23 protein-coding genes are annotated in these 24,378 nt (G+C 40.0%); 14 read left to right on the top strand and 9 right to left on the bottom strand.

Features of this window, described 5'->3' with window-relative positions; genetic code table 11:
- Positions 1-25 precede the first annotated feature (25 nt).
- The 7 genes from B0B05_RS07770 to B0B05_RS07740 all read left to right on the top strand — a co-directional run bounded on the left by B0B05_RS07770 (position 26) and on the right by B0B05_RS07740 (position 8,299).
- Positions 26-466, top strand: a complete 441-nt coding sequence (locus B0B05_RS07770; protein ID WP_076783098.1) for an META domain-containing protein — start codon at positions 26-28, stop codon at positions 464-466.
- Positions 467-621: 155 nt separating this feature from the next.
- Complete coding sequence (locus tag B0B05_RS07765) at positions 622-1,035, top strand: OsmC family protein (RefSeq protein WP_076783097.1); 414 nt, start codon at positions 622-624, stop codon at positions 1,033-1,035.
- A gap of 209 nt (positions 1,036-1,244) precedes the next feature.
- Positions 1,245-2,456, top strand: coding sequence for a GTPase HflX (gene hflX / locus B0B05_RS07760; RefSeq protein WP_076783096.1), 1,212 nt, complete (start codon positions 1,245-1,247; stop codon positions 2,454-2,456).
- Between the two features lie 36 nt (positions 2,457-2,492).
- A complete protein-coding gene (locus tag B0B05_RS07755) occupies positions 2,493-3,764 on the top strand; it encodes a cation:proton antiporter (RefSeq protein ID WP_076783095.1) in 1,272 nt (423 codons plus the stop codon).
- Positions 3,764-4,492, top strand: coding sequence for a DNA alkylation repair protein (locus tag B0B05_RS07750; protein ID WP_076783094.1), 729 nt, complete (start codon positions 3,764-3,766; stop codon positions 4,490-4,492). Before B0B05_RS07755 ends, B0B05_RS07750 begins: the two co-directional genes overlap by 1 nt.
- Positions 4,492-4,815 carry a DUF6122 family protein gene (locus B0B05_RS07745; protein WP_076783093.1) on the top strand — a complete coding sequence of 108 codons (324 nt, stop codon included), beginning with the start codon at positions 4,492-4,494 and terminating at the stop codon, positions 4,813-4,815. Before B0B05_RS07750 ends, B0B05_RS07745 begins: the two co-directional genes overlap by 1 nt.
- Positions 4,816-4,888: 73 nt before the next feature.
- On the top strand, positions 4,889-8,299 hold the full coding sequence (locus B0B05_RS07740; RefSeq protein WP_076783092.1) for a trifunctional glycoside hydrolase family 18/polysaccharide deacetylase/glycosyltransferase family 2 protein: 3,411 nt from the start codon (positions 4,889-4,891) through the stop codon (positions 8,297-8,299).
- A gap of 63 nt (positions 8,300-8,362) precedes the next feature.
- On the opposite strand, the gene B0B05_RS07735 is transcribed toward B0B05_RS07740, so the two are convergent.
- Positions 8,363-8,737 carry a group III truncated hemoglobin gene (locus B0B05_RS07735; RefSeq protein WP_076783091.1) on the bottom strand — a complete coding sequence of 125 codons (375 nt, stop codon included), beginning with the start codon at positions 8,735-8,737 and terminating at the stop codon, positions 8,363-8,365.
- A 266-nt stretch (positions 8,738-9,003) separates the two neighbouring features.
- Here B0B05_RS07735 and B0B05_RS07730 point away from each other — a divergent pair, with 266 nt between their 5' ends.
- Both B0B05_RS07730 and B0B05_RS07725 read left to right on the top strand, forming a co-directional pair.
- Entirely contained in the window at positions 9,004-9,492 is a 489-nt protein-coding gene (locus B0B05_RS07730) for a YkgJ family cysteine cluster protein (RefSeq protein WP_076783090.1), read from the top strand.
- A gap of 99 nt (positions 9,493-9,591) precedes the next feature.
- Positions 9,592-9,900, top strand: coding sequence for a hypothetical protein (locus tag B0B05_RS07725; protein WP_076783089.1), 309 nt, complete (start codon positions 9,592-9,594; stop codon positions 9,898-9,900).
- Between the two features lie 31 nt (positions 9,901-9,931).
- Here the strand turns inward: B0B05_RS07725 and hemE are convergent, their stop codons facing one another.
- The 4 genes from hemE to hemA form a co-directional block, all read right to left on the bottom strand.
- Positions 9,932-10,957 carry a uroporphyrinogen decarboxylase gene (gene hemE / locus B0B05_RS07720; RefSeq protein ID WP_076783088.1) on the bottom strand — a complete coding sequence of 342 codons (1,026 nt, stop codon included), beginning with the start codon at positions 10,955-10,957 and terminating at the stop codon, positions 9,932-9,934.
- Positions 10,958-11,125: 168 nt separating this feature from the next.
- Positions 11,126-11,821, bottom strand: a complete 696-nt coding sequence (locus B0B05_RS07715) for a uroporphyrinogen-III synthase (protein ID WP_076783087.1) — start codon at positions 11,819-11,821, stop codon at positions 11,126-11,128.
- A gap of 49 nt (positions 11,822-11,870) precedes the next feature.
- A complete protein-coding gene (gene hemC / locus B0B05_RS07710) occupies positions 11,871-12,779 on the bottom strand; it encodes a hydroxymethylbilane synthase (protein ID WP_076783086.1) in 909 nt (302 codons plus the stop codon).
- Positions 12,748-14,037 carry a glutamyl-tRNA reductase gene (gene hemA / locus B0B05_RS07705; protein WP_076783085.1) on the bottom strand — a complete coding sequence of 430 codons (1,290 nt, stop codon included), beginning with the start codon at positions 14,035-14,037 and terminating at the stop codon, positions 12,748-12,750. Before hemA ends, hemC begins: the two co-directional genes overlap by 32 nt.
- Before the next feature lie 277 nt (positions 14,038-14,314).
- Here hemA and B0B05_RS07700 point away from each other — a divergent pair, with 277 nt between their 5' ends.
- From B0B05_RS07700 to rodA, 5 genes are all read left to right on the top strand, one after another.
- Positions 14,315-15,340, top strand: coding sequence for a rod shape-determining protein (locus B0B05_RS07700; protein ID WP_076783084.1), 1,026 nt, complete (start codon positions 14,315-14,317; stop codon positions 15,338-15,340).
- A 112-nt stretch (positions 15,341-15,452) separates the two neighbouring features.
- Positions 15,453-16,307 (top strand): rod shape-determining protein MreC, encoded by an 855-nt coding sequence (mreC, locus tag B0B05_RS07695; protein ID WP_076783083.1) that lies wholly within the window; start codon positions 15,453-15,455, stop codon positions 16,305-16,307.
- Positions 16,297-16,803 carry a rod shape-determining protein MreD gene (locus B0B05_RS07690; protein WP_076783082.1) on the top strand — a complete coding sequence of 169 codons (507 nt, stop codon included), beginning with the start codon at positions 16,297-16,299 and terminating at the stop codon, positions 16,801-16,803. The genes mreC and B0B05_RS07690 overlap by 11 nt, the downstream gene beginning before the upstream one ends.
- Before the next feature lie 71 nt (positions 16,804-16,874).
- Complete coding sequence (locus B0B05_RS07685) at positions 16,875-18,899, top strand: peptidoglycan D,D-transpeptidase FtsI family protein (RefSeq protein ID WP_076783081.1); 2,025 nt, start codon at positions 16,875-16,877, stop codon at positions 18,897-18,899.
- The gene (gene rodA / locus B0B05_RS07680) at positions 18,896-20,125 is read left to right on the top strand and encodes a rod shape-determining protein RodA (protein WP_076783080.1); all 1,230 of its coding nucleotides are present in this window, start codon (positions 18,896-18,898) and stop codon (positions 20,123-20,125) included. The genes B0B05_RS07685 and rodA overlap by 4 nt, the downstream gene beginning before the upstream one ends.
- A 74-nt stretch (positions 20,126-20,199) precedes the next feature.
- On the opposite strand, the gene sufD is transcribed toward rodA, so the two are convergent.
- The 4 genes from sufD to B0B05_RS07660 form a co-directional block, all read right to left on the bottom strand.
- Complete coding sequence (gene sufD, locus B0B05_RS07675; RefSeq protein ID WP_076783138.1) at positions 20,200-21,507, bottom strand: Fe-S cluster assembly protein SufD; 1,308 nt, start codon at positions 21,505-21,507, stop codon at positions 20,200-20,202.
- A gap of 89 nt (positions 21,508-21,596) precedes the next feature.
- Complete coding sequence (gene sufC / locus B0B05_RS07670) at positions 21,597-22,340, bottom strand: Fe-S cluster assembly ATPase SufC (protein WP_076783079.1); 744 nt, start codon at positions 22,338-22,340, stop codon at positions 21,597-21,599.
- Between the two features lie 56 nt (positions 22,341-22,396).
- Entirely contained in the window at positions 22,397-23,845 is a 1,449-nt protein-coding gene (sufB, locus tag B0B05_RS07665) for a Fe-S cluster assembly protein SufB (RefSeq protein WP_076783078.1), read from the bottom strand.
- A gap of 57 nt (positions 23,846-23,902) precedes the next feature.
- Positions 23,903-24,232, bottom strand: coding sequence for a HesB/IscA family protein (locus tag B0B05_RS07660; protein WP_076783077.1), 330 nt, complete (start codon positions 24,230-24,232; stop codon positions 23,903-23,905).
- Between the last annotated feature and the right edge of the window lie 146 nt (positions 24,233-24,378).

The following is a 24,378-nucleotide window of genomic DNA, read 5'->3' as shown; positions in this document are numbered from 1 at the left end:
TAACAGATCAGGTAAATCACACCTTATGAAAGTTTTAAAATCGATTGGGGTTTTATCATTAATCCTGTTTTTAGCCGTATCCTGTAAGACATCCAATAAAGATAATAAAGGAATGATGGAAAATATTAACAGAAAATGGATGCTGGTTGAATATAAAGATTTCACCAAAGAAGATCTTACAAAATTAGAGGCTAACATGGATTTAACAAAAGAAAGTGATGCGCCTAACCGCTACACCGCAAAAATGGGATGTAACGGAATGTTTTTTACGGCAGAATTTGATAAAGGCAAAGCAAAATTTTCCGGTGTAGGATCTACTATGATGTATTGCGACGGCCGTATGAAACTGGAAGAGCAGTTTGGTAAAGATTTGCCCAATATGACACAATACAAATTGGAAGGCCATTTTCTTAATCTTTCCGGAGGCAATACGACGATGAAATTTGTAGCGGCAGACTGGGACTGATAAAAGCATTAAGGGATTTTGATTCAATTTGAAATTTACAAAACAATTAATTTTAAAAAAAAACGCCTTTGTATTAACAAATTATAATATCCAACATTGAAAATATGAAATCACAGATTCCAAATGATCTTTAAAAACAATAAAAATATTTACATATGAAAAGAAGTGCAAAAGCCGTATGGAAAGGTACGGTAAAAGAAGGCAGCGGAGTTTTATCCACTCAAAGTACAGTACTGGACAATACTCAATATTCGTTTAAAAGCAGGTTTGAAGACGGTGTTGGCACTAATCCTGAAGAATTACTGGCCGCAGCGCATGCGGGATGTTTTGCAATGATGACATCATCACTGCTGACCGAAGCGGGCTACACACCGGAAATATTGGAAACAGACTGCAAAATAAGTTTTGTAGACGGAAAAGTAAGTTTATCTGAATTAACGTTAAATGCAAAAGTTCCCGGAATTTCCGAAGAAGAATTCCAAAAAATTGCAAAAGAAGCTAAAGAAAAATGCCCGGTAAGCGTTGCTTTTAGCTTTGAAAAAACATTGGCGGCAACTCTGGAGAATTAGGAATTGATTTCAAAAATCTACAGGTTTTATCTTAAATCAACAATTTGTTGAATGTAAATATAATCCTGCGGTTTTTTAGGGTCATACTAATTATAGATTGGCTTTTTTAAGTTAAAATATGCCACGATAAAAATGTAAAACCAAAGATATTCTTTGGTTTTTTTGATGAAAAATAGTATCTTGTCAAAATCAGAAAACAATAAATTTTAATGTTAGAAAAGAAAGAACATCAGTATGAAAAAGCGGTTTTGGTTGGCCTTGTTACCCAAAATCAGGATGAAGAAAAACTGACAGAATATATGGATGAACTGGAGTTCCTGGCTTATACGGCCGGTGCTACGGTTGACAAAAGATTCACTCAAAAACTGTCCCAGCCGGACTCACGAACCTTTGTGGGAAGTGGTAAGGCTTTGGAAATCAAAGAATATGTTAAAGAGAATGAGATAGGTACCGTTATTTTTGATGACGAACTGTCTCCCTCCCAACTCAAAAACCTGGAGCGTGAGCTCGAGGTAAAAATCCTTGACAGGACCAACCTTATCCTAGATATTTTTGCGCAGAGAGCACAGACCTCTTACGCCAGAACTCAGGTGGAACTGGCCCAGTATCAATACCTTTTACCAAGGTTAACGAGGATGTGGACCCACCTTGAGCGGCAAAAAGGGGGAATTGGGATGCGTGGTCCGGGTGAAACCGAAATTGAGACCGACAGAAGGATTATCCGCGACAGAATCACACTCCTGAAAGATAAACTGAAAACCATCGATAAACAGATGGCTACGCAAAGAAATAACCGAGGCAAAATGGTGCGAGTGTCGCTCGTTGGTTATACCAATGTTGGGAAATCCACGCTGATGAACGCTTTATCAAAATCAGAAGTCTTTGCAGAGAACAAACTGTTTGCAACACTGGATACAACAGTGCGTAAGGTTGTGATTGGGAACCTGCCTTTCCTGTTGACCGACACAGTAGGATTTATAAGAAAACTGCCCACACAACTGGTAGAGTCCTTCAAATCAACTTTGGATGAAGTGCGCGAGGCAGATCTTTTAATTCACGTCGTTGATATTTCTCATGAAAGTTTTGAAGATCACATTGCTTCAGTTAATCAGATTCTTCAGGAGATTGATGCCCATCAGAAACCCATCATTATGGTTTTTAACAAGATTGATGCATTTGCTTATGAGAAAAAGGATGAGGATGACCTTACACCGTCTTCCAGAAAAAATATTTCTCTTGATGAATGGAAAAAAACATGGATGGCCAAATCAAAATATCCAACTGTTTTTATCTCGGCTCTGACTAAGGAAAACTTCCCTGAGATGAAAAAAATGATCTATGATGAGGTCCACAGGATCCACATATCCAGATTCCCATACAATGATTTTTTGTTCGAATATTTTGATGATGAAGATAATTAATTAACTAATTAAAAAATCTCTATCTAATAAAACCAAATGGAATTATACTATTCATTTTCTGTTCTTATTGTCTTAGCCTCATTATTTGCCTATATCAATTACAGGGTTCTCAAACTTCCAAGCACCATCGGCATTATGGTTATCGCCATTATTGTTTCGGTAACACTGGTAGCTTCCGGGGACAATTTTTTGCCAAAAACAACAAGCCATCTAACCAAGCTCATCAACAGTTTTGATTTTACTGAGATCCTGATGGGCGCCATGCTTAATTTTCTGCTTTTTGCAGGCGGTATACATGTTAATATCAAGGATTTACGGGAGCAGTTTGGGCCTGTGCTTATATTCTCTACGGTAGGCGTTATTATTTCAACATTTGCTGTGGGTTTTGGAGTCTACTATCTTTTACCGCTTGTTGGTATTACAATTCCGTTGATCTATTGCCTTGTTTTTGGTGCCCTGATTTCGCCTACAGATCCTGTCGCGGTACTTAGTATCCTGAAGCAGGCTAATGTTTCCAAATCGCTGGAAACCAAGGTGGCCGGAGAATCTTTGTTTAATGATGGGATGGCCGTTGTGGTATTTACCGTTGTACTACAGATTGCGATAGGAAAAGAGTTTGATCTCAATGTAGAGAATGTTGGCCTGTTATTACTGCGCGAAGCGGGTGGCGGTTTGCTGTTGGGTGTATTACTAGGGTTCTCCGCGTCAAGAGCTATGCGGGCGGTAGATGACTATATTATTTCAGTTTTGGTGACACTTTCTGTCGTAATGGGAGGTTATCTTGTCGCTCGGGAGCTGCATATTTCTGCACCGTTGGCGATGGTGGCAGCCGGACTTTTTATGGGTAATTTCAATGTAAGGTTCAAGATGAAGTCTGAGACGCAGGATTATCTGATAAAATTCTGGGAACTGATTGATGAAATAATGAATGCAGTGCTTTTCCTTTTTATCGGATTTGAACTCTTGTTGATCAAAGACCTTAATGAATATCTAATTGCTGGAGGTATCTGTATCCTAATTGTTTTAGTAGCACGTTGGATTGCCATTTTTGTACCTACAAAATTCATGGCATTCAAGTACAGGTTCAGTCCGCAAACTATCAAAGTACTGGTTTGGGGTGGCATCCGCGGTGGCGTCTCCATTGCGTTGGCTTTATCCATCCCTCAAAACGAGTACAGCCAGATTATCATTAGTATCACTTATTGTGTAGTCGTATTTTCTATTGTTGTTCAGGGGCTTACTATTGCCAAAGTGGCTTATCCGAAGAAGATTGCCACAGAGGAAAAAATTATGGGAACTGCAGAATAATGAGACCTGGTTTTCCAACTGTTTCAGATATTTGTAATGCGCTTGATGCGCTCGCTCTTCCCGAAAAAGCCGAATTTTTCCCCAAATTCTTCAAAACCGGAAAGGGTGAATACGGAGAAGGTGACCTCTTTATTGGTGTAACGGTGCCAGACCAAAGAAAAGTGGCTAAAGCGTATTATGATAAAGTTTCATTAGCAAAAATCAGTGAAGTATTGGCTTCAAAAATCCATGAACATCGCCTTACCGCACTCCTGATCCTCATTCATAAATTTGAAAAAGCAAAAGATCAAAGTAGTCAAAAAACGGTTGTTGATTTTTATCTTGATCATCTCAGGTATATCAATAATTGGGATCTTGTGGATACCTCCTGCTATAAAATTTTAGGCAGGTTCTGTTTTGAAAATGAAGATCCGGGCATTCTGAAAAAACTCGCTGAGTCCGAAAATATGTGGGAAAAAAGGATGGCTATCGTTGGGACGATGTATTACATCAAAAAAGGGAAATTGGAGTTGACAAAAGAATTGGTTATCAGAAATCTGCAACATCCTCACGATCTTATGCACAAAGCCAACGGCTGGCTTCTTCGGGAAATGGGAAAAGTGGATGAAGATGAGTTGATAGATTTCCTTAATTTACATTACCATAAAATGCCCAGGACCTGCCTCCGTTATGCTATAGAAAAGCTGGATGAGGGCATCAGGCAGGATTATTTAAAAGGACGAGTTTAATGGATTATTTTTGGATTAGGACGTTGTTGCATTATTCTATGCATCTGGTTTTCCCGTTGGGGATTGCTTATCTTCTGTTCCCGGGCAACTGGAAAAAGGCATACTTCATCATGTTGGGGACCATGCTTGTAGATGCCGATCATTTGCTAAGCACGCCGATGTTTTCTGCACATCGGTCGAGTATCAATTTTCATCCGTTGCATACGTATTGGGCCATTGGATTTTACTTTTTGTTACTTTTTTTTCGAGGGGTACCAAGGATGGTTGGTGTAGGCCTGTTATTCCACATGTTCACAGACTGGATAGATTCTCTATGGTTGTAGAATTAAGTTTCTTTTAAGTCGAAATTAAGTTTGTTTTTATTGATTTTTCGGAAATTTGCATATAAAATAAAAGGTGGAAAAATCAAGACAAATATTTCAGACAGATAACAAAAAACGCTGGCGCAATATCAAGTGGAGCAGCCGGCTCGTCATTTTTGTTGTTCTTTTACTTATTGCATCTCTGGTGCTTATGATGAGCCTGGACCGGAATCCGGAATTGCCGTTTCATGAGGATTATAAGGCCGTCATCACCGCAAACAAACCATATCTTCAGGAGAACAGGATTTCAAAAGAATACAAGGGATTCCGCAGTTTTATCCATTCCAAAAAAATGGAAACCAACGTAGAGAAAATCCAAAGAGCCCGTGCAGAGCGCCTTAGAAAACAAAGTAAAAACTGGAACCTTTTTCCGGCAGGTATCCGCTCAGCTTTCTATGTGGCCTGGGATCCGCAGTCTCTGATGTCACTCAGAAGAAATATCAAACATCTGAATGTGGTCTTTCCGGAGTGGTTTTTTATAGATCCAAAAACCGGGAATATCAAGAATAATATGGATCCGGAGGGCTATAAAGTGATCAAAAGAACCGGCGTTGCGGTAATGCCTATCCTGAGTAATAACTTTAACCAGGAGTTCCATTCCGAAGGGATTGGCAGGATACTGGGTGACCCGGTAAGAAGAAAAGTGCTGATCAACAGAGTAGCCAGCCAGTGCCTTAAGTACCATTTCAAAGGGATTAATATTGACTTTGAAGATCTTAATCTCGATTCTGATCAGGTTCTCATTGATTTTATGGCAGACCTTTCATCGGTTTTCAGACAGAATAACCTTCTGATTTCTATGGATGTGATGACAGATAATGATGACTACAATATCAAGAAGCTGGATCCTTACGTTGATTATTTTGTTCTCATGGCCTACGATGAGTATTCTGCAGACAGCGATTCCGGCCCCATCTCTTCACAAAAGTGGATAGAGCAGCAGACCGATAAAATGCGGGCCAAAACCAGTCCTCAAAAAATAATTTTAGGTCTAGGAGCTTATGGCTATGACTGGAGCAGCAACCGGGATCAAAATGCGTCGGTGACTTATATGCAGGCCATCACCAAAGCTAATGCGAGTAAGTCTGTCATCAATTTTGATGATAATACCTTCAATCTTAACTATTCTTACACCGATAACAATCAGAATACCCATACAGTATTTTTTAACGATGCAGCGTCTATCTTCAACACCATGCGCTTTTCATCAGAATATCCTTTGGCCGGGACAGCACTTTGGCGTTTGGGAAGTGAAGACAGCCGGATATGGACCTTCTATAATAAAGACCTAACAACAACAGCTCTGGGAAAGATTAACCTCAAAAATCTTGAACACGTAAAAGGGCAAACTATGGTAGATTACATTGGCGAGGGTGAAGTGTTGGATGTCCTTAATACGCCACATGACGGTAAGATTGCTGTAGAGATAGATCCTGCAGAAAAAATCATCACTGATGAAAATTATCTCTCTTACCCAAGTTCTTATGAAGTGAAAAAGTATGGTGCTGCGCCACAAAAAGAGCTGGTCCTTACCTTTGATGACGGCCCGGACGAAACTTATACACCACAGATTCTCGATATACTGTCAAAATACCATGTGCCGGCGGCGTTCTTCCTTGTAGGCATCAATGCAGAGAAAAACCTGCCTTTGGTAAAAAGAATTTACAAAGAGGGGCACTTGATTGGTAATCACACTTTTACCCACGAAAACGTTGCTAAAGTTGATCCTAAAAGAGCTTTGCTGGAGCTTAAGCTTACCCGGCTTCTTATAGAATGTGTGACCGGGCACAGTACAATACTTTTCCGTGCACCATATAATGCTGACTCCGAGCCTACAACGCCAGAGGAGATTATCCCGGTAGCATTGGCGAGGCAGCAAAATTACCTTGATATCGGCGAAAATATTGACCCCGAAGACTGGCAGCCCGGTGTAAAAGCTAATCAGATCATTTCCCGCGTACTGGATGGGATCAAGCATGAACGCGGAAACATCATCCTGCTGCACGATGCCGGCGGCGACACAAGGGCAGAAACTGTAAAAGCACTGAAAGTACTCATCCCGATGCTCCAGAAACAAGGCTATCATTTCACAGATCTTACAAGCATCCTTCACAAAAATAAAAAAGAACTGATGCCGGAGATCCCGAAAACTAAAACCTATTATGTGATGCAACTTAACCTTTTGCTGGCAACGGTCATCTATTGGATCAGTCATTTTCTGGGCGCATTGTTTTTGATATTTATTGGGTTGGGATTTATAAGGTTGGTAATAATGATCTGTTGGGCTATCGCTGAAAGCAAAAAAGAAAAAAAGCTGAACAGATTGCCTATGATGAGCAATTATCCAAAAGTCTCTATCATCGTTCCTGCTTATAATGAGGAGGTTAACATTGTTTCTTCAATCAGGAATTTGCTCAACCAGACTTATCCCAACTATAATGTGGTTTTTGTAGATGATGGCAGTAAGGATGATACACTCGGAAAGGTGAAAATGTCATTTTCGGAAGAAAATAAGCTGACGATTCTTTCAAAAAACAACGGAGGGAAAGCCAGTGCGCTAAACTATGGTATTTCGCAAACAGATGCCGAATATGTGGTCTGTATCGATGCAGACACCAAGCTGGAAAAGGACGCTGTAAAATATCTGATAGCCAGGTTTTTGAATGCTGTTCCTGAAGAGAATATTGCTGCTGTGGCGGGCAATGTAAAAGTAGGCAACCGTGTAAACTGGCTAACAAGATGGCAGTCTATAGAATACACCACCAGCCAGAACTTTGACAGGTTGGCTTATGCCAATATCAATGCTGTTACAGTAATACCTGGAGCTATTGGAGCATTTCGCAAAGCTGTGATAGAGGAGGTGGGCGGTTATTCTGGAGACACGCTGGCTGAGGATTGCGACCTTACGGTAAAGATCCTGAAAAAAGGTTATAAAGTAGCTAACGAAAACCGGGCTGTTGCTGTAACAGAAGCGCCGGAATCTGTTAGACAATTCCTGAAACAACGCTTCCGATGGACGTATGGTATTATGCAAATGTTTTGGAAACAACGGGAAACTTTTCTCAATCCAAAATATAAAGGCCTCGGACTTTGGGCTATGCCTAACATCCTGATTTTTCAGTATATTATCCCGATGTTTTCGCCTTTGGCAGATCTCATTATGTTTTTTGGGATTTTGTCCGGTAATGGCAGCAAGATATTTACATATTACCTTTTATTTTTGTTGGTAGACGCTTCTTTGGCGTTGGTGGCCTTTATTATGCAGCGGCAGAAATGGACAGACCTGTTCTACATTATTCCGCAAAGATTTGGTTACAGATGGCTGATGTACATTGTCCTGTTCAGAAGCTTGAGGCATGCTTTACAAGGCGAGATGCAATCCTGGGGCTTTTTGAAGAGGACCGGCAATGTAAAGGACCTGATTTTAGAGAATGGTACCAAGTAGTTAATTTTTTGAAAGGAATTAACGATATATTTTTAGACTAAAATAGCTTAATTATAAGTCTTTTTATCTTACAGATTTCATTTTATGATGCATAATCCTGGCAATATTAAGTGCCCTTGTAATCGCATTTTCAGCATTGTGGCCTTCAAAGTTTTCATGCACGGTGCGTTCCCAAACCTGTAGCCAGCGGTTAAAGTGCTTTTCCTCCATGGCGGCAATATCGTTAATAGGGAAATGCTTTGCCATAGGCTGTCCTTCATACACTGGATTTCCCAACAGGATACTCTCCCAGAAATTATACATTTTTGGGAGATGTAGATTCAGGTCAATCTTTGCCACGTCTGTAAAGAAGAATCCGATGAGGTCATCTTTTACAATTCTGCCGTAGAACGCCTGGACCAAAAACTCAACATCTTCTCTGCTTGTAATATCTTTCATAGACACAAATCTAAGAATTTAATAAGTGGTTTAAAATAAGATTGTTGTCATTTTATTATATTTGATAAAAACTATTAATGTACACATTTACCGTTTTACCAACTTTAGTTATAATCACTTTTGTTATTGTCACACTTTATAAACATTTTATAAGGAAAGAAAGACAGGATCTTAAATCATCTTTTTTATTTGCTTTATTTTTCTCTGCCATTTGGTGTGGTCTGTATTATTTGGTGTTCTCATGATAAAACCAATAACTTTGCACCATGGATCTTGATTTTTATAAAAAACAAGCACTTCAAAAACAGAAAGAGCATAAAAAGTTTTTGGATGGACTCAAAAAAAAACCGCCCAAAAATCTTGATTATCAGGTTCTGGAAACCCACGAGGAAACTTTTGAAGAGATCGACTGCCTTAGCTGTGCCAATTGCTGCAAAACGACAGGCCCGCTTTATATAGAAAAGGATATTGAGCGGATCTCAAAACATCTGCGAATGAGACAGGCTGATTTTGAAGCTAAATTCCTGAGAGTGGATGAGGATAACGATAAAGTTCTACAAGACCTGCCTTGCTTTTTTCTGAATGACGATAATACCTGCTCTATCTATGATGTGCGGCCAAAAGCCTGCCGCGAATATCCGCATACCGACCGTAAAAAGATCTATCAGATCAACAACCTGACGATAAAAAATACGCTCATCTGCCCTGCAACATATGTTTTTGTAGAGAAATTAAGAAAAGCACTGGAAAAGTAAAATCTCCTAATTTTCTGCCAAAAAACTTATAACTTCTTAAATTTAACATAATATGGTTTGGTGTTTGAGTTGCCTATGTAATCAATAAATTTAAGTATTATGAAAAAATTAATGATAGTGGGAGCATTTCTAATGCTGGGTACATTGATGATGAATGCACAGACCACCACAAGGCAGGATAAAAGAGATAATCTGCGTTCCAAAGCTGAAAAGAATTTGAAATCAGGTGATTTCAAAATGGACACATCCTCTCAAAGCACCGAATTCAGGAGGAAGGCTGATACAGCCACTTTTAACCAAAAACAAAAATTGCAGCGGGAAGCAAGAAAGGATTCTGAACAATCCAAAGATGGCCTCAATAATGAAGCTGTAAAACCAACTCAACCGGCACCAGGCCAGTTGGAATAAAAAAAGGAGCAAATTAATTGCTCCTTTTTGTTTAAGGTTTCCATTCAACCACAGCTTTTATAAAAGCTTCAGCATTATCTACCGGAATATTCGGTAGAATCCCGTGTCCGAGGTTGACGATGTATCTGTCTTTTCCAAAACGGTTAATCATCTCGTGCACCATTTTCCGGATCGTTTCCGGCGACGAGTGTAATCTTGACGGGTCAAAGTTACCTTGCAGAGTCACCGCATTATTCGTAAACTGTCTTGCCAGTTCCGGCGTGATGGTCCAGTCTACACCTACTGCAGAAGCCTTAGATTTGGACATTTCGTCCAGTGCAAACCAACAGCCTTTTCCAAATACCACAACGTGCGTCAACGGCGCCAAAGCCTCAACAATCTGATTGATATATTGCCATGAGAACTCCTGATAATCGGCCGGCGAAAGCATGCCGCCCCAGCTGTCAAAAACCTGAACAGCAGAAACGCCTTTCTCCACCTTCCTTTTCAGGTAAGCAATCGTAGTATCGGTGATTTTTTGCAATAATTGGTGAGCCGCTTCCGGCTGAAGAAAACAAAACGACTTCGCAATATTGAAATCTTTGGAACCTCTGCCTTCTATACAGTAGCAGAAAATCGTCCAGGGTGAGCCAGCAAAACCAATCAACGGAATTTCGTTATCCAGTTTTTCCAAAGTCATCTCTATAGCATCAAAAACGTAACCCAAAGTCTCGTTTACATCAGGAACAATCACGTCATCAACTTGCTTAGCAGTCCTGATAGGATTATCCAGCCAGGGCCCAACCGATTCCTTCATTTTGAAATCGATGCCCATCGCTTGCGGAACTACCAGAATGTCTGAGAACAAAATCGCCGCATCCAAAGGAAATCTCCTAATCGGCTGCACTGTAATTTCCGAAGCCAATTCCGGGGTCTGGCATCTGGTGAAAAAGTCGTATTTGTCGCGCAAGGCGATAAATTCCGGGAGGTATCTTCCGGCTTGCCTCATCATCCAGACTGGCGGTCTTTCCACGGTTTCCCCGCGAAGCGCTTTTAAGTATAGGTCGTTTTTAATCATCTTATATATTATTTGGGCGCCTTTATCCGCCTTCCACTCCCGCTGTCATTGCGAGGAACGAAGCAATCCTATTGTATGATTGTTTGTCCCTCGCAATGACGAGCTCCGCTCAAGTCGGGGCGCGCTGCGCAAAATAGAACTTTAGTCTTTTAAATCACATCAACATTGTCATACTGAGCCTGTCGAAGTATCTTTTAAAATCAAATTTAAAATATCAGCTAATGTGTTTTTTGAGCTTGTAATTATTTTATTATCCGTTATTTTTTCTAATTCGGCGGTGGTTGTTTTCCCAATTGAAAAAATCTTTGCATCACCCAATGGATTAAACTTCGCAAAACTACGAACTCCGCTCGGACTAAAAAAAACTATCGCCTGATATTTCTCATCGATTGTGGGATAAAGCAATTGTGTTTTATAAACCGCTATTTTCTGGTAAGCTATATTTTGCAGGGGCAATTTCTCATCCAGGATATCAATGGCCAGATTACCGCAGAAGTGAAAAAACTTTTCATTGACAGAATTCTCTATGATAAAATTGGATAATTCATTAGCATTCTTACAAAGTTTAAAAGTCCCAAAATTATATTTTCTGAGTTCTTTTTTGGTTTGTGAACCTACAACATATATTTTGTTGTAATGATGCGGTTCTGCAAAATTTTCATTGGGTAAAAACCCGTTGGAGAAAAACGCTTTTACACCATTAGCACTGGTAAAAATCAAAGAATTATTTTCTAAACCGAAAGCTTTCGTTGTGATGATTTCTGTGCCAATTACTTTTACAAAATCGTATGACAATCCGGAAACCGTTCCCAGCTTCTCGTCAATTTTTTCTTTCCTGATCGGTTTTGTAAATAGGATTTTCATTTATTAAAGTATTAAACCTCACAGGTTTTTAAAACCTGTGAGGTTTTCATTATAAACTTTTTTTAATTTCATCCATCAGTTCCCGGCCGCCGTTGTTCAGGATTTTTTTGGCAAGCCTTTCTCCGAAGTTTTCGGTCTCATTCCAGTCAAAAATTTCATCGGTTTCTATAAAATCTTTGCCGTTAAGCGAACAAAGCGCACCTAAAAAACGAACCTGCCCGTCCAGCATCTCTGCTTTGGCACCAATTGGCGCAGTACAGCCGCCTTCCAGTGTTCTGAGGAATTCGCGCTCGATGGTAGTACAGATTTCTGTTTCTTTGTGCGAAATGGATTTCAAAACCTGATTCAGGTCTATATTGCTGGATAAACTGGCGATGGCTACCACACCTTGTGATGGCGCCTGCAAAAGAAAAGGGATGGGCTCATAAAGGACATCCAGATTCATCCGCTTGATGCCTGCCAAAGAAAATATAGTAGCATCGGCAATACCGTCGTCAAGCTTTTTTAACCGTGTCTGTACATTACCACGGATGTCAGCAAATTCGGTTTCTGGGAATTCTTTCAGCCAAAAAGCACGTCTTCTCAAGCTGCTTGTGGCAATTTTCAGCACCTCAAGATCCAGCGGCTCTGCGTCTTTATTCCTTACCAGTACATCTTCGGAAAAATCTCTTTCCAAAACGGCAGAAATCTGAATATTATGAGGCAACTCTGTCGGCACATCTTTGAGAGAATGTACGGCAATGTCTATCTGGCTGTTGAGCAGGGCAAGATCAAGATCTCTCGTGAAAATACCCGTGATCCCTAACGCATAAAGCGGCTGATGAAGATTTTTGTCCCCCGAACTTACAATAGGAACAATCTCTGTGTCAAAACCAACGTGTTGTAATTTTGCTGCAACCTCGTGCGCCTGCCAGAGGGCAAGTGGGCTATTTCTGGTTCCTATCTTTATTGTGTTCATCGGTATCTTGTTTATGAATGTCGAGAATCTCTTCCATCAATTTTGTGATTTCTGTGGCCCGTAGTGGGTTCTCGAGAATGTATTTTGCAAACCTGTTAGTGATTTTCTGCACCAGGTTATTAGAAAGTTCCATATCCTCAATTTTTGCATAATGGAATTTTCTGTGGATGTTATGCAGCTCATTTTCCTCAATCTGTTTGAGAGAATTTTTGAAGTGAGTGATGTTGGGCGCCAGTTTCCGTTTTTTTTCCCAGTCTGCAAATTCTTTGGCCATCTCTCTGATAATAGCTTCCGCTTTTGGGATTTCTTTTTTGCGCTGTTCCATTGTCTCCCTGATGGTTTGCGAGAGTTGGTCCACATCAATCAACGTCACATTCTCCAGCTTTCCGATTTCCTTTTGTACGTTATTGGGGATCGACAAGTCGATGACGGCCATCTCTTTCTCCTTAGGAAAGTTGGTTTCGTCAATAATATATTTTTGGGCACCTGTGGCCACAATCAGAATGTCAGTTTGCTTGAGTTCCTCCGGGAAAAGATTAAAATCGATTTGAGGGATTTTATATTTATCAGCTATTTTTTCTGCCTTTTCAAAAGAGCGGTTGGCGATTTTTATTTTTGGCTGATAGATATGTTTTACAAGGTTCTCTATGGTGTTTTGGCCAATTTCGCCAACGCCAAGAAGCAGGATGTTTTTCTCGTGGATCCGCCTTGTGTTATTCAGTATATAATGAACGGCAGCGTAAGACACCGAGGCAGACCCGGTGCTGATCCCTGTTTCGTTCTTAATTTTCTTTGAGATCTGGATTGCAGAGTTAATGGCTCTTTCCAGATAAGGGTTAGAAAAATCTTTGTATTTCTTGAAGCGGTTATAAGCATTTTTGATCTGGGACACAATCTCAAAATCACCAATGATCTGGCTTTCTAAACCTGCCGCCACGCGGAAAAGGTGAAAAAGCGCATCTTCTCTTTGCAGGACGTTGACATATTTCAAAAATTCAGACAGGCCAACGCCTACCGTATTGCAATAGAGTTCGGCAATATGAAGATAATTCTTGGTGGTAGAGTAGATCTCTGTCCGGTTGCACGTAGATACGACAAAAGCATCGCCATAATCCTGCTCGTGGATCTGGTTGACAAATGACTTGATATGCTCGTCAAAAAAAGCAAATCGCCCACGCGTTTCTGCATCCGCTTTTTCGTAACTGATACTGAGAACCGCAAAGTCCGAGGTCTGATGAAATTTATTACTATGGCTCATTTTCCGAGTGCAAATTTACAATTTTTTTAAACAAAGATTTTTGCGGTTTGGCTTTTGATGCTATTGATAGTTTCTATACAACATTTAAAAGTATAATTTTCGCTGATCTCCGGGTTAATTTTCGTCAAAATAGCCGTTGTTGTTTAGTTGATTTTCAATTTTCAGGTTGGTTTTTGAGATGTAAATTTTAATAAAATTTTAACCAAATTATTTCTAATTCAACAAACAGAATCATCGTAAATTTATATCTTTGTAAACTTAACAATTATCGAAGGAAATGGGTTTATTGGATATGTTCACGCAAGAGATTGCGATTGACTTAGGAACAGCGAACACGCTTATTATACATAATAACAAAATAGTTGTGGATCAGCCATCTATCGTTGCGATAGAGCGTTCTTCCGGCAAGCCGATTGCGGTTGGGGAACAGGCCAAACACATGCAGGGGAAAACCCACGAAGATATCAAAACAATCCGTCCGCTAAAGGATGGTGTGATCGCGGATTTTCACGCTTCTGAGCACATGATTAAGGAATTTATCAAACAGATTCCAGGGATCAAGGGCAAACTTTTTCAGCCGGCTCTAAGGATTGTGATCTGTATCCCATCCGGAATTACCGAAGTTGAAAAAAGAGCGGTAAGAGATTCTGCCCAAAAAGTGAATGCCAAAGAAGTGCGCCTTATCTATGAACCAATGGCGGCTGCAATAGGAGTTGGTATAGATGTTCAGAAACCGGAAGGTAACATGATTATCGATATAGGTGGCGGTACTACAGAAATTGCCGTAGTTGCATTGGGTGGTATTGTTTGTGACAAATCTGTGAAAATCGCAGGTGATGTTTTTACCAATGATATTGCCTATTATCTTAGGACGCATCATAATTTATACATCGGAGAGAGAACGGCGGAGCGGATCAAATTAGAAGTTGGTTCTGCTGTTGAGGAGCTGGATGTTCCTATTGATGATATCCCTGTACAAGGCCGTGATCTCATTACCGGGAAACCAAAAGAGATTATGGTTAACTATAAGGAGATCGCCAAAGCACTTGATAAATCAATTATCAGAATCGAAGATGCTGTAATGGAAACACTTTCTTTAACACCTCCGGAACTGTCTGCGGATATTTACAAAACCGGGATCTATCTTGCCGGTGGCGGTGCGCTTTTGAGAGGCTTGGCAGACAGGCTTCACAGAAAAACCGGTCTTCCTGTTTTTGTTGCAGAAGACCCTCTGAGAGCGGTAGTAAGAGGGACAGGTATTGCTCTTAAAAATATGGATAAATTCAATTTCCTAATCAAATAATATCAATTTTCTAAAACCTGAATAATCATATAGGTTCTTGATAATAGATGGGCAGCAATATTATAAAAGTGCTTACTCAATTGTCAATTATCGCTTTTCATTTATAACTTAGATGGGTGCTTTGCTGAGATTTTTTTCCAAGAATGCGTTATTTGTGTTCTTCATATTCTTACAGTTGGTTGCAATTGTATTGATATTCAGCAAAAATGCTATGCAGCAAAGTTTTCTTGCAGCAAACACTGCCGCTTTTAATTCCTGGGTTTCCGGCTATATCGATGAGGGGACTTCTTACCTCAAGCTGAAGCAGATTAATGAAGATCTTGTAACGCAGAATAAAGCCCTTATGAAGCAGCTCTATGGTAAAGAGAAACTGGATAAACCAGTATTTCGACGGGTTTATGACACGATTGGCGGTGGGCAGATCTACACTTTTGTAGACGGCGAAGTTGTGTTTAACAGCATCAACAGAAAAGACAATTATTTTACCATTAACCGCGGCCGCTTACAGGGCGTTGGCTCTAAAATGGGGGTTATTGCGCCTAAAGGTATTGCCGGGATTGTGATCAACACTACAGATAATTATGCGCTGGTGCAATCGGTTTTGAGTATGAACAAAATCAAAATCAGTGCATCGCTCAAAAAGTCCGGTTATTTCGGAACATTGTCATGGAAAGGCGATGACTCCCGCACGATGACTTTGTCTGATATTCCTAAATATGTACCACTAAAAGTGGGAGATACAGTAGTTACTGATGGTAAGTCATCCATTTTCCCGGCAGGGATTATGGTGGGAACAGTTGCCGGTTATCAGGTGGACAGCAAGACCGGTTTTTGGGACGTTTCTGTAGAACTTAGCGAGAAAATAGGCAAGCTAAGCACTGTGTATGTGGTGAGAAATCTTAAAAAATCCGAGGTCCATAAAATTAATGATACTTTAAAAGCACAGATAAAGAAAGATGGTCAGTAGAAATATTTTTTCCGATTTGCTTTTAATTGCATTACTTACGGCCTTTCAGGTTTTTATACTGAACAGGATTGCGCTGTTTGGGCAATACATCCCCGTGCTTTATCCCGTGTTTGTGATGTTTTATCCGTTTTTCCGTAATCAGTTTCAGTTTTTGGGATTGAGTTTTTTATTGGGACTGTGTGTGGATGCATTTCTTGGGACTTGGGGGATTAACGCATTTGCAACAACCGTTATCGCCTATTTCAGGACCATTATCTTCAGAACATCGACGGATACGACCACCGATTTTTTCTCCTTCCAGAGTATCCAGTGGACACAGTTCATATTTTTTATACTGACGAGTATTTTTATCCATCAATTTTTGGTTCAGTACATAGAATTTTTTAAATTCAACAGATTCTTTGATATTTTGCTGAATGTAGTGGCAACCAGTCTTATTTCTTTTGTATTTATACTGGCTTATACATTGGCATTTAAGATCAAACAAAAAGTCTGACCAAATAGTTAGAAAGAAGACTTGCCGGAAATCTGGGGTTTGAGTTCGCTCCGAAAAGATTAAAAACACAAATGAAATCACAGTATCTCAAAATCATCATATCGCTTTCTGTTATTGCATTAATTTTTATTGCAAGGCTTTCTTATTTGCAGTTGTTCACAGACAGATATGCACTTAATGCAGCGAATACATCCATCAAGATAGAATATATCATCCCGCCGAGAGGTGTGATTTTTGACCGAAATGGTAAAATCCTTGTGGGCAATCAGCCAGCTTTTGAGATTTCCTATACAGCAGCATTGCTTAAACCGGATTTCGATACGCTTGGATTCTGCAAATTGGTCAATATCTCAAAACCGGCCTTCATCCAGACGATGAAAAGTATAGAGCAGGAAAAGTATTATTCCCGCCTCACACCAATGACTTTTATGAAAAACCTGAGCCGCGAAGATATGGCAAGGATTCAGGAATTGATTTTCAAGTATCCGGCTTTCAGCATCGTTCCAAGACCGCAACGGCAGTACGAGATTAATACCTCAGGTAACCTTTTGGGCTATACGAATCAGGTGAATGACAATGATATCAAGAAGGACTCGCTTTATTATTTACCCGGAGATATTGTTGGGAAAAGTGGTGTAGAAAAATCCTATGAAAAGGAGCTGCGAGGTGAAAAAGGAATGAGATACATTCAAAAAGACATTCGCCAGAGAAGTATTGGTTCTTATAAAAATGGGGAGCTTGATAAAGAAGTGGTAACTGGAAAAGATTTGACGCTAACTATTGACTATGATTTGCAAAGGATGGCAGAAGAGATGCTGGTTAATAAACATGGTGCTATTGTGGCACTGGATCCTAATAATGGTGAGATCCTGACAATGGCCACCGGCCCTGATATTGATCCTAATCTCTTTACCGGCCCGGAGAAATCCCGTAATCTTTACAAGCTTGCAAACGATACAATCTATGAGAACAAACCTACATTTGATAGGTCTGTTCAGGGAACATATCCACCAGGTTCTACATTCAAACTTTTGACAGCACTGGCAGCAATGCAAATGGGTGTAATGACTGATAAGACCATCTTTCCTTGCGGGCGTGGTTTTTTTTACCGTGGCAAAAGTATCAAGGGGCATGGCGGTGCTGATCCTTTGATCCCTTCTATTCAGGTTTCCAGTAACTGTTATTTTACTTACGCTTTTATTAATATTATTAAGAAATATCCTGGTAATCCAAGTAAAGGTGTTGATGAATGGCAGAAAATCATGGAAAGTTTTGGACTCAACAAGTATATGGACAATGATCTTGCTGTTGGGGCAAAGGGGAAAATTCCTTCAGGAAAATTCTACGAAAATAGAATGGCTGCCCTATATAAAGCAAACGGATCCAAGAAAGATCCTAAAAATTGGGATGAGATGTCTACAGGCGCAATCTATAATGGGATGGGACAGGGCGATGTCATGCTAACACCTTTGCAAATGGCCAATTTTGTCGCGGCTATTGCCAACAAAGGCTGGTATTACACACCTCATATTGTCAAATCAATTGATGGTAAACCAAACCCTGACCCACGATTTAAGAAAAAACATTATACAGCGGTCCAGAATCCGCAGTTTTATAATGTGGTGCTAAAAGGTATGGAGGCTGTAATGTTGAGAGGAACAGGTAGAGGGCTCATGTCAAAAGATTTCACACAGTTGGCTAAAACCGGTACCGCACAGGTTCCGCAAGGGAAAGATAATTCTATTTTTGTCCTGATTGCTCCTGCTGATAAACCAAAAATTGTTGTAGCTGCCGTTATGGAGCATGCCGGTTTTGGAGCTACCTGGGCAGGGCCGGCCTGTACGACAATCGCTGAAAAATATGTGACCGGTGAGATGAAGAGGGAGCACCTGTACAAGAAAATGGTTACTTCCAGTTTTATGCCGGAGTATAAGCGGCAGTATGTTGCTGATATGAAACGAAAAGGCTGGTACAAAGAACCAGTTGTGGATTCTGTAAAGCTAAAAAAGATCAAAGACAGCCTGAAGGCAATTCAGGATAAAAAAATCAAAGTAAAGAATACGAATGTTAAACCTATAAAATCCGGCGCAAAATGAAGTGGGCAGAAGGTATAGATAAACTGGGTATAACATTGTATATCCTTTTGTGTGTTTTTGCAATCATCAATATTTACAGTGTAAAAGAGGAATTGGGCCAAAAGCAGTTGATCTTTTTTGGTTTGTCCCTTTTTGTTGGCCTTATCATATTTCTTATGAGGACCAAATTCTTTGAGAATATGTCAGCGGTTATATATGTTGGTGGTGTTTTGCTCCTGATTGGGTTATTTCCTTTTGGGACGGAGATCCTGGGCCAGAAAAACTGGTACAAATTCGGGGGTTTTACCATGCAGCCGGTCGAGTTTGCCAAGATAGGGACGGCACTTATGCTGGCTAATTATGTCTCTAACCCTGATTTTAATATCAAAAATACAAAATCACTGTATACTGCTTTAGCAATCATTGCTATTCCCGGAGTTGTTGTACTTATGATTCCCGACGTGGGATCATTATTGGTGTTTTTTGCTTTTATAATGGCGCTGTACAGAGAAGGTTTGTCAGGCTGGGTATTTGGTGTCATCTTTACCTTTGCTGCTATTTTCCTAATTTCTATCGCCGTAAATCCTTTGTATATTGTATTGTCGATATTATTGATTGCAGCAGTACTTATTTTCCTTAATTATTACCGAATCAGCTGGAATGTTATCAGTATCAGTAGGATTATATTAACAATAGTCATGCTGAGCGCACTGTCATTTGCATCTCCATATATCCTGACAAAACTGCCAAAACACCAGAGAGAAAGGGTAGAAGTTTTATACAAAGGCGAAAAAGCTTTCCGGGATACCTCGGGGTATAATTTGCTTTATTCAAAAACAGCGATTGGTTCCGGAGGTCTTATGGGGAAAGGGTACAAGCAGGGCTCGGTTACGCAGGGTAAATTTGTGCCGGAGCAGGAGACCGATTATATTTTCTGTACGGTAGGAGAAGAGTGGGGATTTGTAGGGAGTGTAATTTTGATACTTTGCTACGCCGTTTTTATTGGCCGGATATATTACCTTGCAGAGAATCAAAAATCTACTTTTAACCGTGTTTTCGGGTACTGTTTTGCTTCAATTTTATTGATACACTTTACTATCAATTTAGGCATGGTGATGGGCTTGTTCCCAACGGTTGGTATCCCGTTACCATTTTTCAGTTACGGAGGCAGTTCTCTGTTAGCCTTCTCCATCATGACATTTATCTTTTTCAAACTGAATTACGCTGATAAAAATAGCCTTGTTTAATTAAGTGATAGATAGATATACTTACAAAAAAAACGCATCGGAATGATGCGTTTTTTTTATTGATTCTTTATCTCTTAGAATTCCATCTCAACATTAAGTTTTTCTGCCAAAAGTTGCGAAATCTTATGTTTAAGAGGTTCTATGTCAATATTCTGCATGGCATCATTAGCAAATGCATAGAGTAGCAATGCCTGAGCTTCTTTCTTAGAAATACCTCTTGCCCTTAGATAGAACATGGCATCTTCATTTAATTGCCCAACAGTACAGCCATGGGAACATTTTACATCATCTGCAAAAATCTCCAGCTGTGGCTTCGTATCAATGGTTGCGCCCTCGTCAAGCAAAATGTTGTTATTCTGCTGATAAGCATTGGTCTTTTGTGCAATCTTGTCTACATAAACTTTCCCGTTGAAAACACCGTGTGATTTATCCTTATAGATCCCTTTATAGTTTTGGTAAGATTCACAGTTTGGTTGTTTGTGATGCACAGCTGTGTGGTGGTCCACCGTTTGGTCTTTTCCAATAATGGTGATACCATTCATAAATGAATTGATATTTTCACCATTGTGGATGAAATCCAAATTGTTACGCACTAATTTTCCACCAAAAGAGAAGGTGTTCACTGTGGTTAGGGAGTCTCTTTCCTGTTTTGCAAATGTGTGGTCTACAAGGTAAGAAGTATCATTGTCATTCTGCAGCTTGTGCCAGTCGGCTTTCGCGTTCTTACCTGTAAAGATTTCTGTAACAGAATTGGTGAATACAAAGTTATTATCAAAGTTGTGATGGCTTTCTATGATTTCCACCTTCGATCCTTCTTCAGCAATGAGAAGATTTCGGGTATTATAAAATGTATTTTCTTCCTGATTTTGTGACAGGTAAAAAACGTGGATCGGCTTTTCTATTAAGGCATTTTTTGGCACCTTGAGAAAAAATCCGTCTGTAAAATAGGCCAGGTTCAGGTTGGTAAAGGCTAAATCCGGATTGGCGATGGTATTGAAGTACTGATTAAAATCCTTCTTATGCTCTTCATGGTCTAGAGCATAATCGATGGATAGCAATTCCACATTTTGAATAGAAATCTTTGAAAATTCTTTGTGCAGTTTTCCGTTGATGAAAACAATCCAGTCAAATTTTTCTTCGCCCAGATGCAGCTCATCCAGTTGCGCTTTGGTAACGTGATGTGCCGGTGTAGGCAGAAAATTATAGTTTTTTTCTGTAATTTCCTTCAGATTCGTGTATTTGTATTCTTCATCTTTTTTGGTCGGAAAACCTTCAGCTTCAAATTTCTGAAGCGCAGTTTTTCTTGCATCGTTCAAAAAAGAATGATGCAACGTTTCCAAAAAAGAAGCGTGATTGTCTAAAATTTGTTCAAATAAAGCCATTGTAATGGTTTGATTGTGCATCTTTTTGAGTAGTTTCTGTCACTCCCGGTTTCAATTCTTCAGGATTGATTGGGGAGGACAATTTTTTATTAATTCAAAAGCCAGTCATAGCCTTTTTCTTCAAGTTCCAGAGCCAGGGATTTGTCTCCTGTTTTGATGATTTTACCATCTGCTAAAACGTGTACAAAGTCCGGCTGGATATAATTAAGAAGTCTCTGGTAGTGGGTGATGAGCAGAACGGCATTGCCCTGGTTTTTAAAATGCTTAACGCCTTCAGAAACAATTCTTAGGGCATCAATGTCAAGGCCTGAATCGGTTTCATCAAGGATAGCCAATTTGGGGTTCAGCATGAGCATTTGGAAAATTTCATTCCTTTTTTTCTCACCGCCGGAGAAGCCTTCGTTAAGCGATCTGGAAAGGAAATCTTTCTTGATGCCTAATAATTCTGACTTTTCACGGATTTCGGAAAGCATTTCTTTAGCTGACATATCATCAAGGCCATTGGCTTTTCTGTTCTCGTTGAGGGCCGCTTTGATAAAATTGGTTACAGATACACCCGGTATTTCCACGGGATATTGAAAAGAAAGGAAAATGCCTTTGTGTGCACGCTCTTCAGGCGCATCTTCGATGATGTTTTTACCTTCAAAAAAGATTTCACCATCAGTCACTTCATAATCTTCTTTCCCTGCAATTACAGAGGAAAGTGTCGATTTTCCGGCACCGTTAGGACCCATAATGGCGTGGACTTCGCCTGGTTTTATCTCTAGATTAATTCCTTTTAAAATTTCTGCGCCATCTTCTATTTTGGCGTGTAAGTTTTTGATATTAAGCATTATATATGTTTAAAACTTTGTCTTTTTATTATTTTTAGTAATCAATTAATTTGATCTCATCCTACACTTCCTTCAAGAGAGATTTCCAATAATTTCTGAGCCTCGATAGCAAACTCCATTGGAAGTTTGTTGAGGACCTCTTTGCTGAAACCATTCACAATCAGAGCGATTGCTCTTTCGGTATCAATTCCCCTTTGGTTACAGTAGAAGATCTGGTCTTCCCCAATTTTGGAAGTAGTCGCTTCGTGTTCCAACTGTGCTGTCGGATCTTTTATTTCGATGTACGGGAAGGTATGCGCCCCGCAATTGTTGCCCATAAGCAGCGAGTCACACTGAGAAAAATTTCTGGCACCTTTAGCGCTTGGCATCACTTTTACCAGACCACGGTAAGAGTTTTGAGATTTCCCTGCGGAAATACCTTTGGAGATGATTGTAGACCGGGTATTCTTTCCGATATGGATCATTTTGGTACCTGTATCAGCATATTGATGCATATTGGTAACGGCGATAGAGTAAAATTCCCCCACCGAATTATCACCTTTCAGGATGCAGCTTGGATATTTCCAGGTTACGGCCGAGCCGGTCTCTACCTGCGTCCATGATATTTTTGCATTTTTCTCGCAAAGCCCTCTTTTGGTGACAAAATTGAAAACCCCGCCTTTACCCTCTTCATCACCGGGATACCAGTTTTGGACCGTGGAATACTTGATTTCGGCATTATCCATCGCAATCAATTCCACAACTGCGGCGTGGAGCTGGTTTTCATCTCTGGATGGTGCTGTACAGCCTTCCAGATAAGAGACATAGCTTCCTTCATCTGCTATGAGCAAAGTTCTCTCGAACTGTCCGGTCCCGGATTGATTGATACGGAAATAGGTAGACAATTCCATCGGGCAACGTACGCCTTTTGGGATGTAGCAAAAACTGCCATCGGAAAAAACTGCAGAATTAAGTGCTGCGTAAAAATTGTCGCCTCTTGGTACCACTTTCCCGATATATTTTTTTACCAAATCGGGGTGATTCTTGATCGCTTCGGAAATAGAGCAAAAAATAATGCCTTTTTCCGCTAGTGTTTCCTGAAAAGTGGTTTTAACAGAAACGGAATCCATCACGATATCGACAGCAACACCGGAAAGCCTTTTTTGCTCTTCGATGTTGATGCCTAACTTTGCGAAAGTTTTTAGCAATTCCGGATCTACTTCGTCTAGACTGGCCAGTTCCGGTTTTACTTTGGGAGCCGCATAATAGCGAATGGCCTGAAAATCAGGTTTCACATATTTTACGTTTGCCCAATGTGGCTCGGTCATCTTCAGCCAAATGCGGAACGATTCCAAACGCCAATCTGTCATCCATTCCGGCTCTTCTTTTTTAGCAGAAATAGCACGGATGACATCTTCATTCAGCCCGATTGGAAAATCTTCGTAATCGATTTTCGTTTCCCAGCCAAATTCGTACTTCTTATTTTCTAAATCGACCCTTAGGTCGTCTTCTGTATATTTACTCATTTTTTCAGATTTCAGATTTCAGATTTTTGGCTTACAGCCATAATCCTGATCTAGTGCCTATAAACTAAAACTCTCCCCGCAGCCACAGGTTCTTGCAGCATTAGGATTGTTAAAGATAAAACCTTTACCATTAAGCCCTCCAGAATATTCAAGTATGGTGCCTGCCAGATACAGGATCGATTTTTTATCCACCACAATTTTCACTCCGTTATCTTCAAAAAGCTGATCGGTATCGTTTTTAACATTGTCAAACTTGAGAACGTACTCTAATCCGGAGCAACCTCCGCTTTTTACGCCTACTCTTATGTAATCTTGTTCAGGATTAAAGCCATCCTCACTCATCAACTGAGCTGCTTTTGCTTTTGCCTGATCGCTAACTTTAATCATTGTTTTTATTTAGACTGATTTTAGTCTGCAAAAATACAACATAAAATCCGCAATCTCAAATTGATGTCATCTATTTTGATGATTTCCTATACATGTGCGGGTTGTTAATTTTATTTGAAAATCAACGGGTTATGTTAAGTTATCCC

Source organism: Epilithonimonas bovis DSM 19482 (genome assembly GCF_900108115.1).
Taxonomy (GTDB): Bacteria; Bacteroidota; Bacteroidia; order Flavobacteriales; family Weeksellaceae; genus Epilithonimonas; species Epilithonimonas bovis.
This window is presented reverse-complemented; position numbering and strand designations above follow the sequence as displayed.

What these genes read in the sequence shown, in the direction of transcription:
- B0B05_RS07750 (WP_076783094.1), top strand. Translation starts at nt 3,764, where the DNA reads ATGAGACCTGGTTTTCCAACTGTTTCAGATATTTGTAATGCGCTTGAT.
- B0B05_RS07765 (WP_076783097.1), top strand. Translation starts at nt 622, where the DNA reads ATGAAAAGAAGTGCAAAAGCCGTATGGAAAGGTACGGTAAAAGAAGGC.
- B0B05_RS07725 (WP_076783089.1), top strand. Translation starts at nt 9,592, where the DNA reads ATGAAAAAATTAATGATAGTGGGAGCATTTCTAATGCTGGGTACATTG.
- hemC (WP_076783086.1), bottom strand. Translation starts at nt 12,779, where the DNA reads ATGAACACAATAAAGATAGGAACCAGAAATAGCCCACTTGCCCTCTGG.
- mreC (WP_076783083.1), top strand. Translation starts at nt 15,453, where the DNA reads ATGGGTGCTTTGCTGAGATTTTTTTCCAAGAATGCGTTATTTGTGTTC.
- B0B05_RS07735 (WP_076783091.1), bottom strand. Translation starts at nt 8,737, where the DNA reads ATGAAAGATATTACAAGCAGAGAAGATGTTGAGTTTTTGGTCCAGGCG.
- B0B05_RS07745 (WP_076783093.1), top strand. Translation starts at nt 4,492, where the DNA reads ATGGATTATTTTTGGATTAGGACGTTGTTGCATTATTCTATGCATCTG.
- sufD (WP_076783138.1), bottom strand. Translation starts at nt 21,507, where the DNA reads ATGGCTTTATTTGAACAAATTTTAGACAATCACGCTTCTTTTTTGGAA.
- B0B05_RS07730 (WP_076783090.1), top strand. Translation starts at nt 9,004, where the DNA reads ATGGATCTTGATTTTTATAAAAAACAAGCACTTCAAAAACAGAAAGAG.
- B0B05_RS07715 (WP_076783087.1), bottom strand. Translation starts at nt 11,821, where the DNA reads ATGAAAATCCTATTTACAAAACCGATCAGGAAAGAAAAAATTGACGAG.
- B0B05_RS07690 (WP_076783082.1), top strand. Translation starts at nt 16,297, where the DNA reads ATGGTCAGTAGAAATATTTTTTCCGATTTGCTTTTAATTGCATTACTT.
- B0B05_RS07700 (WP_076783084.1), top strand. Translation starts at nt 14,315, where the DNA reads ATGGGTTTATTGGATATGTTCACGCAAGAGATTGCGATTGACTTAGGA.
- rodA (WP_076783080.1), top strand. Translation starts at nt 18,896, where the DNA reads ATGAAGTGGGCAGAAGGTATAGATAAACTGGGTATAACATTGTATATC.
- hemA (WP_076783085.1), bottom strand. Translation starts at nt 14,037, where the DNA reads ATGAGCCATAGTAATAAATTTCATCAGACCTCGGACTTTGCGGTTCTC.
- sufB (WP_076783078.1), bottom strand. Translation starts at nt 23,845, where the DNA reads ATGAGTAAATATACAGAAGACGACCTAAGGGTCGATTTAGAAAATAAG.
- B0B05_RS07755 (WP_076783095.1), top strand. Translation starts at nt 2,493, where the DNA reads ATGGAATTATACTATTCATTTTCTGTTCTTATTGTCTTAGCCTCATTA.
- B0B05_RS07770 (WP_076783098.1), top strand. Translation starts at nt 26, where the DNA reads ATGAAAGTTTTAAAATCGATTGGGGTTTTATCATTAATCCTGTTTTTA.
- B0B05_RS07685 (WP_076783081.1), top strand. Translation starts at nt 16,875, where the DNA reads ATGAAATCACAGTATCTCAAAATCATCATATCGCTTTCTGTTATTGCA.
- hemE (WP_076783088.1), bottom strand. Translation starts at nt 10,957, where the DNA reads ATGATTAAAAACGACCTATACTTAAAAGCGCTTCGCGGGGAAACCGTG.
- hflX (WP_076783096.1), top strand. Translation starts at nt 1,245, where the DNA reads ATGTTAGAAAAGAAAGAACATCAGTATGAAAAAGCGGTTTTGGTTGGC.
- sufC (WP_076783079.1), bottom strand. Translation starts at nt 22,340, where the DNA reads ATGCTTAATATCAAAAACTTACACGCCAAAATAGAAGATGGCGCAGAA.
- B0B05_RS07660 (WP_076783077.1), bottom strand. Translation starts at nt 24,232, where the DNA reads ATGATTAAAGTTAGCGATCAGGCAAAAGCAAAAGCAGCTCAGTTGATG.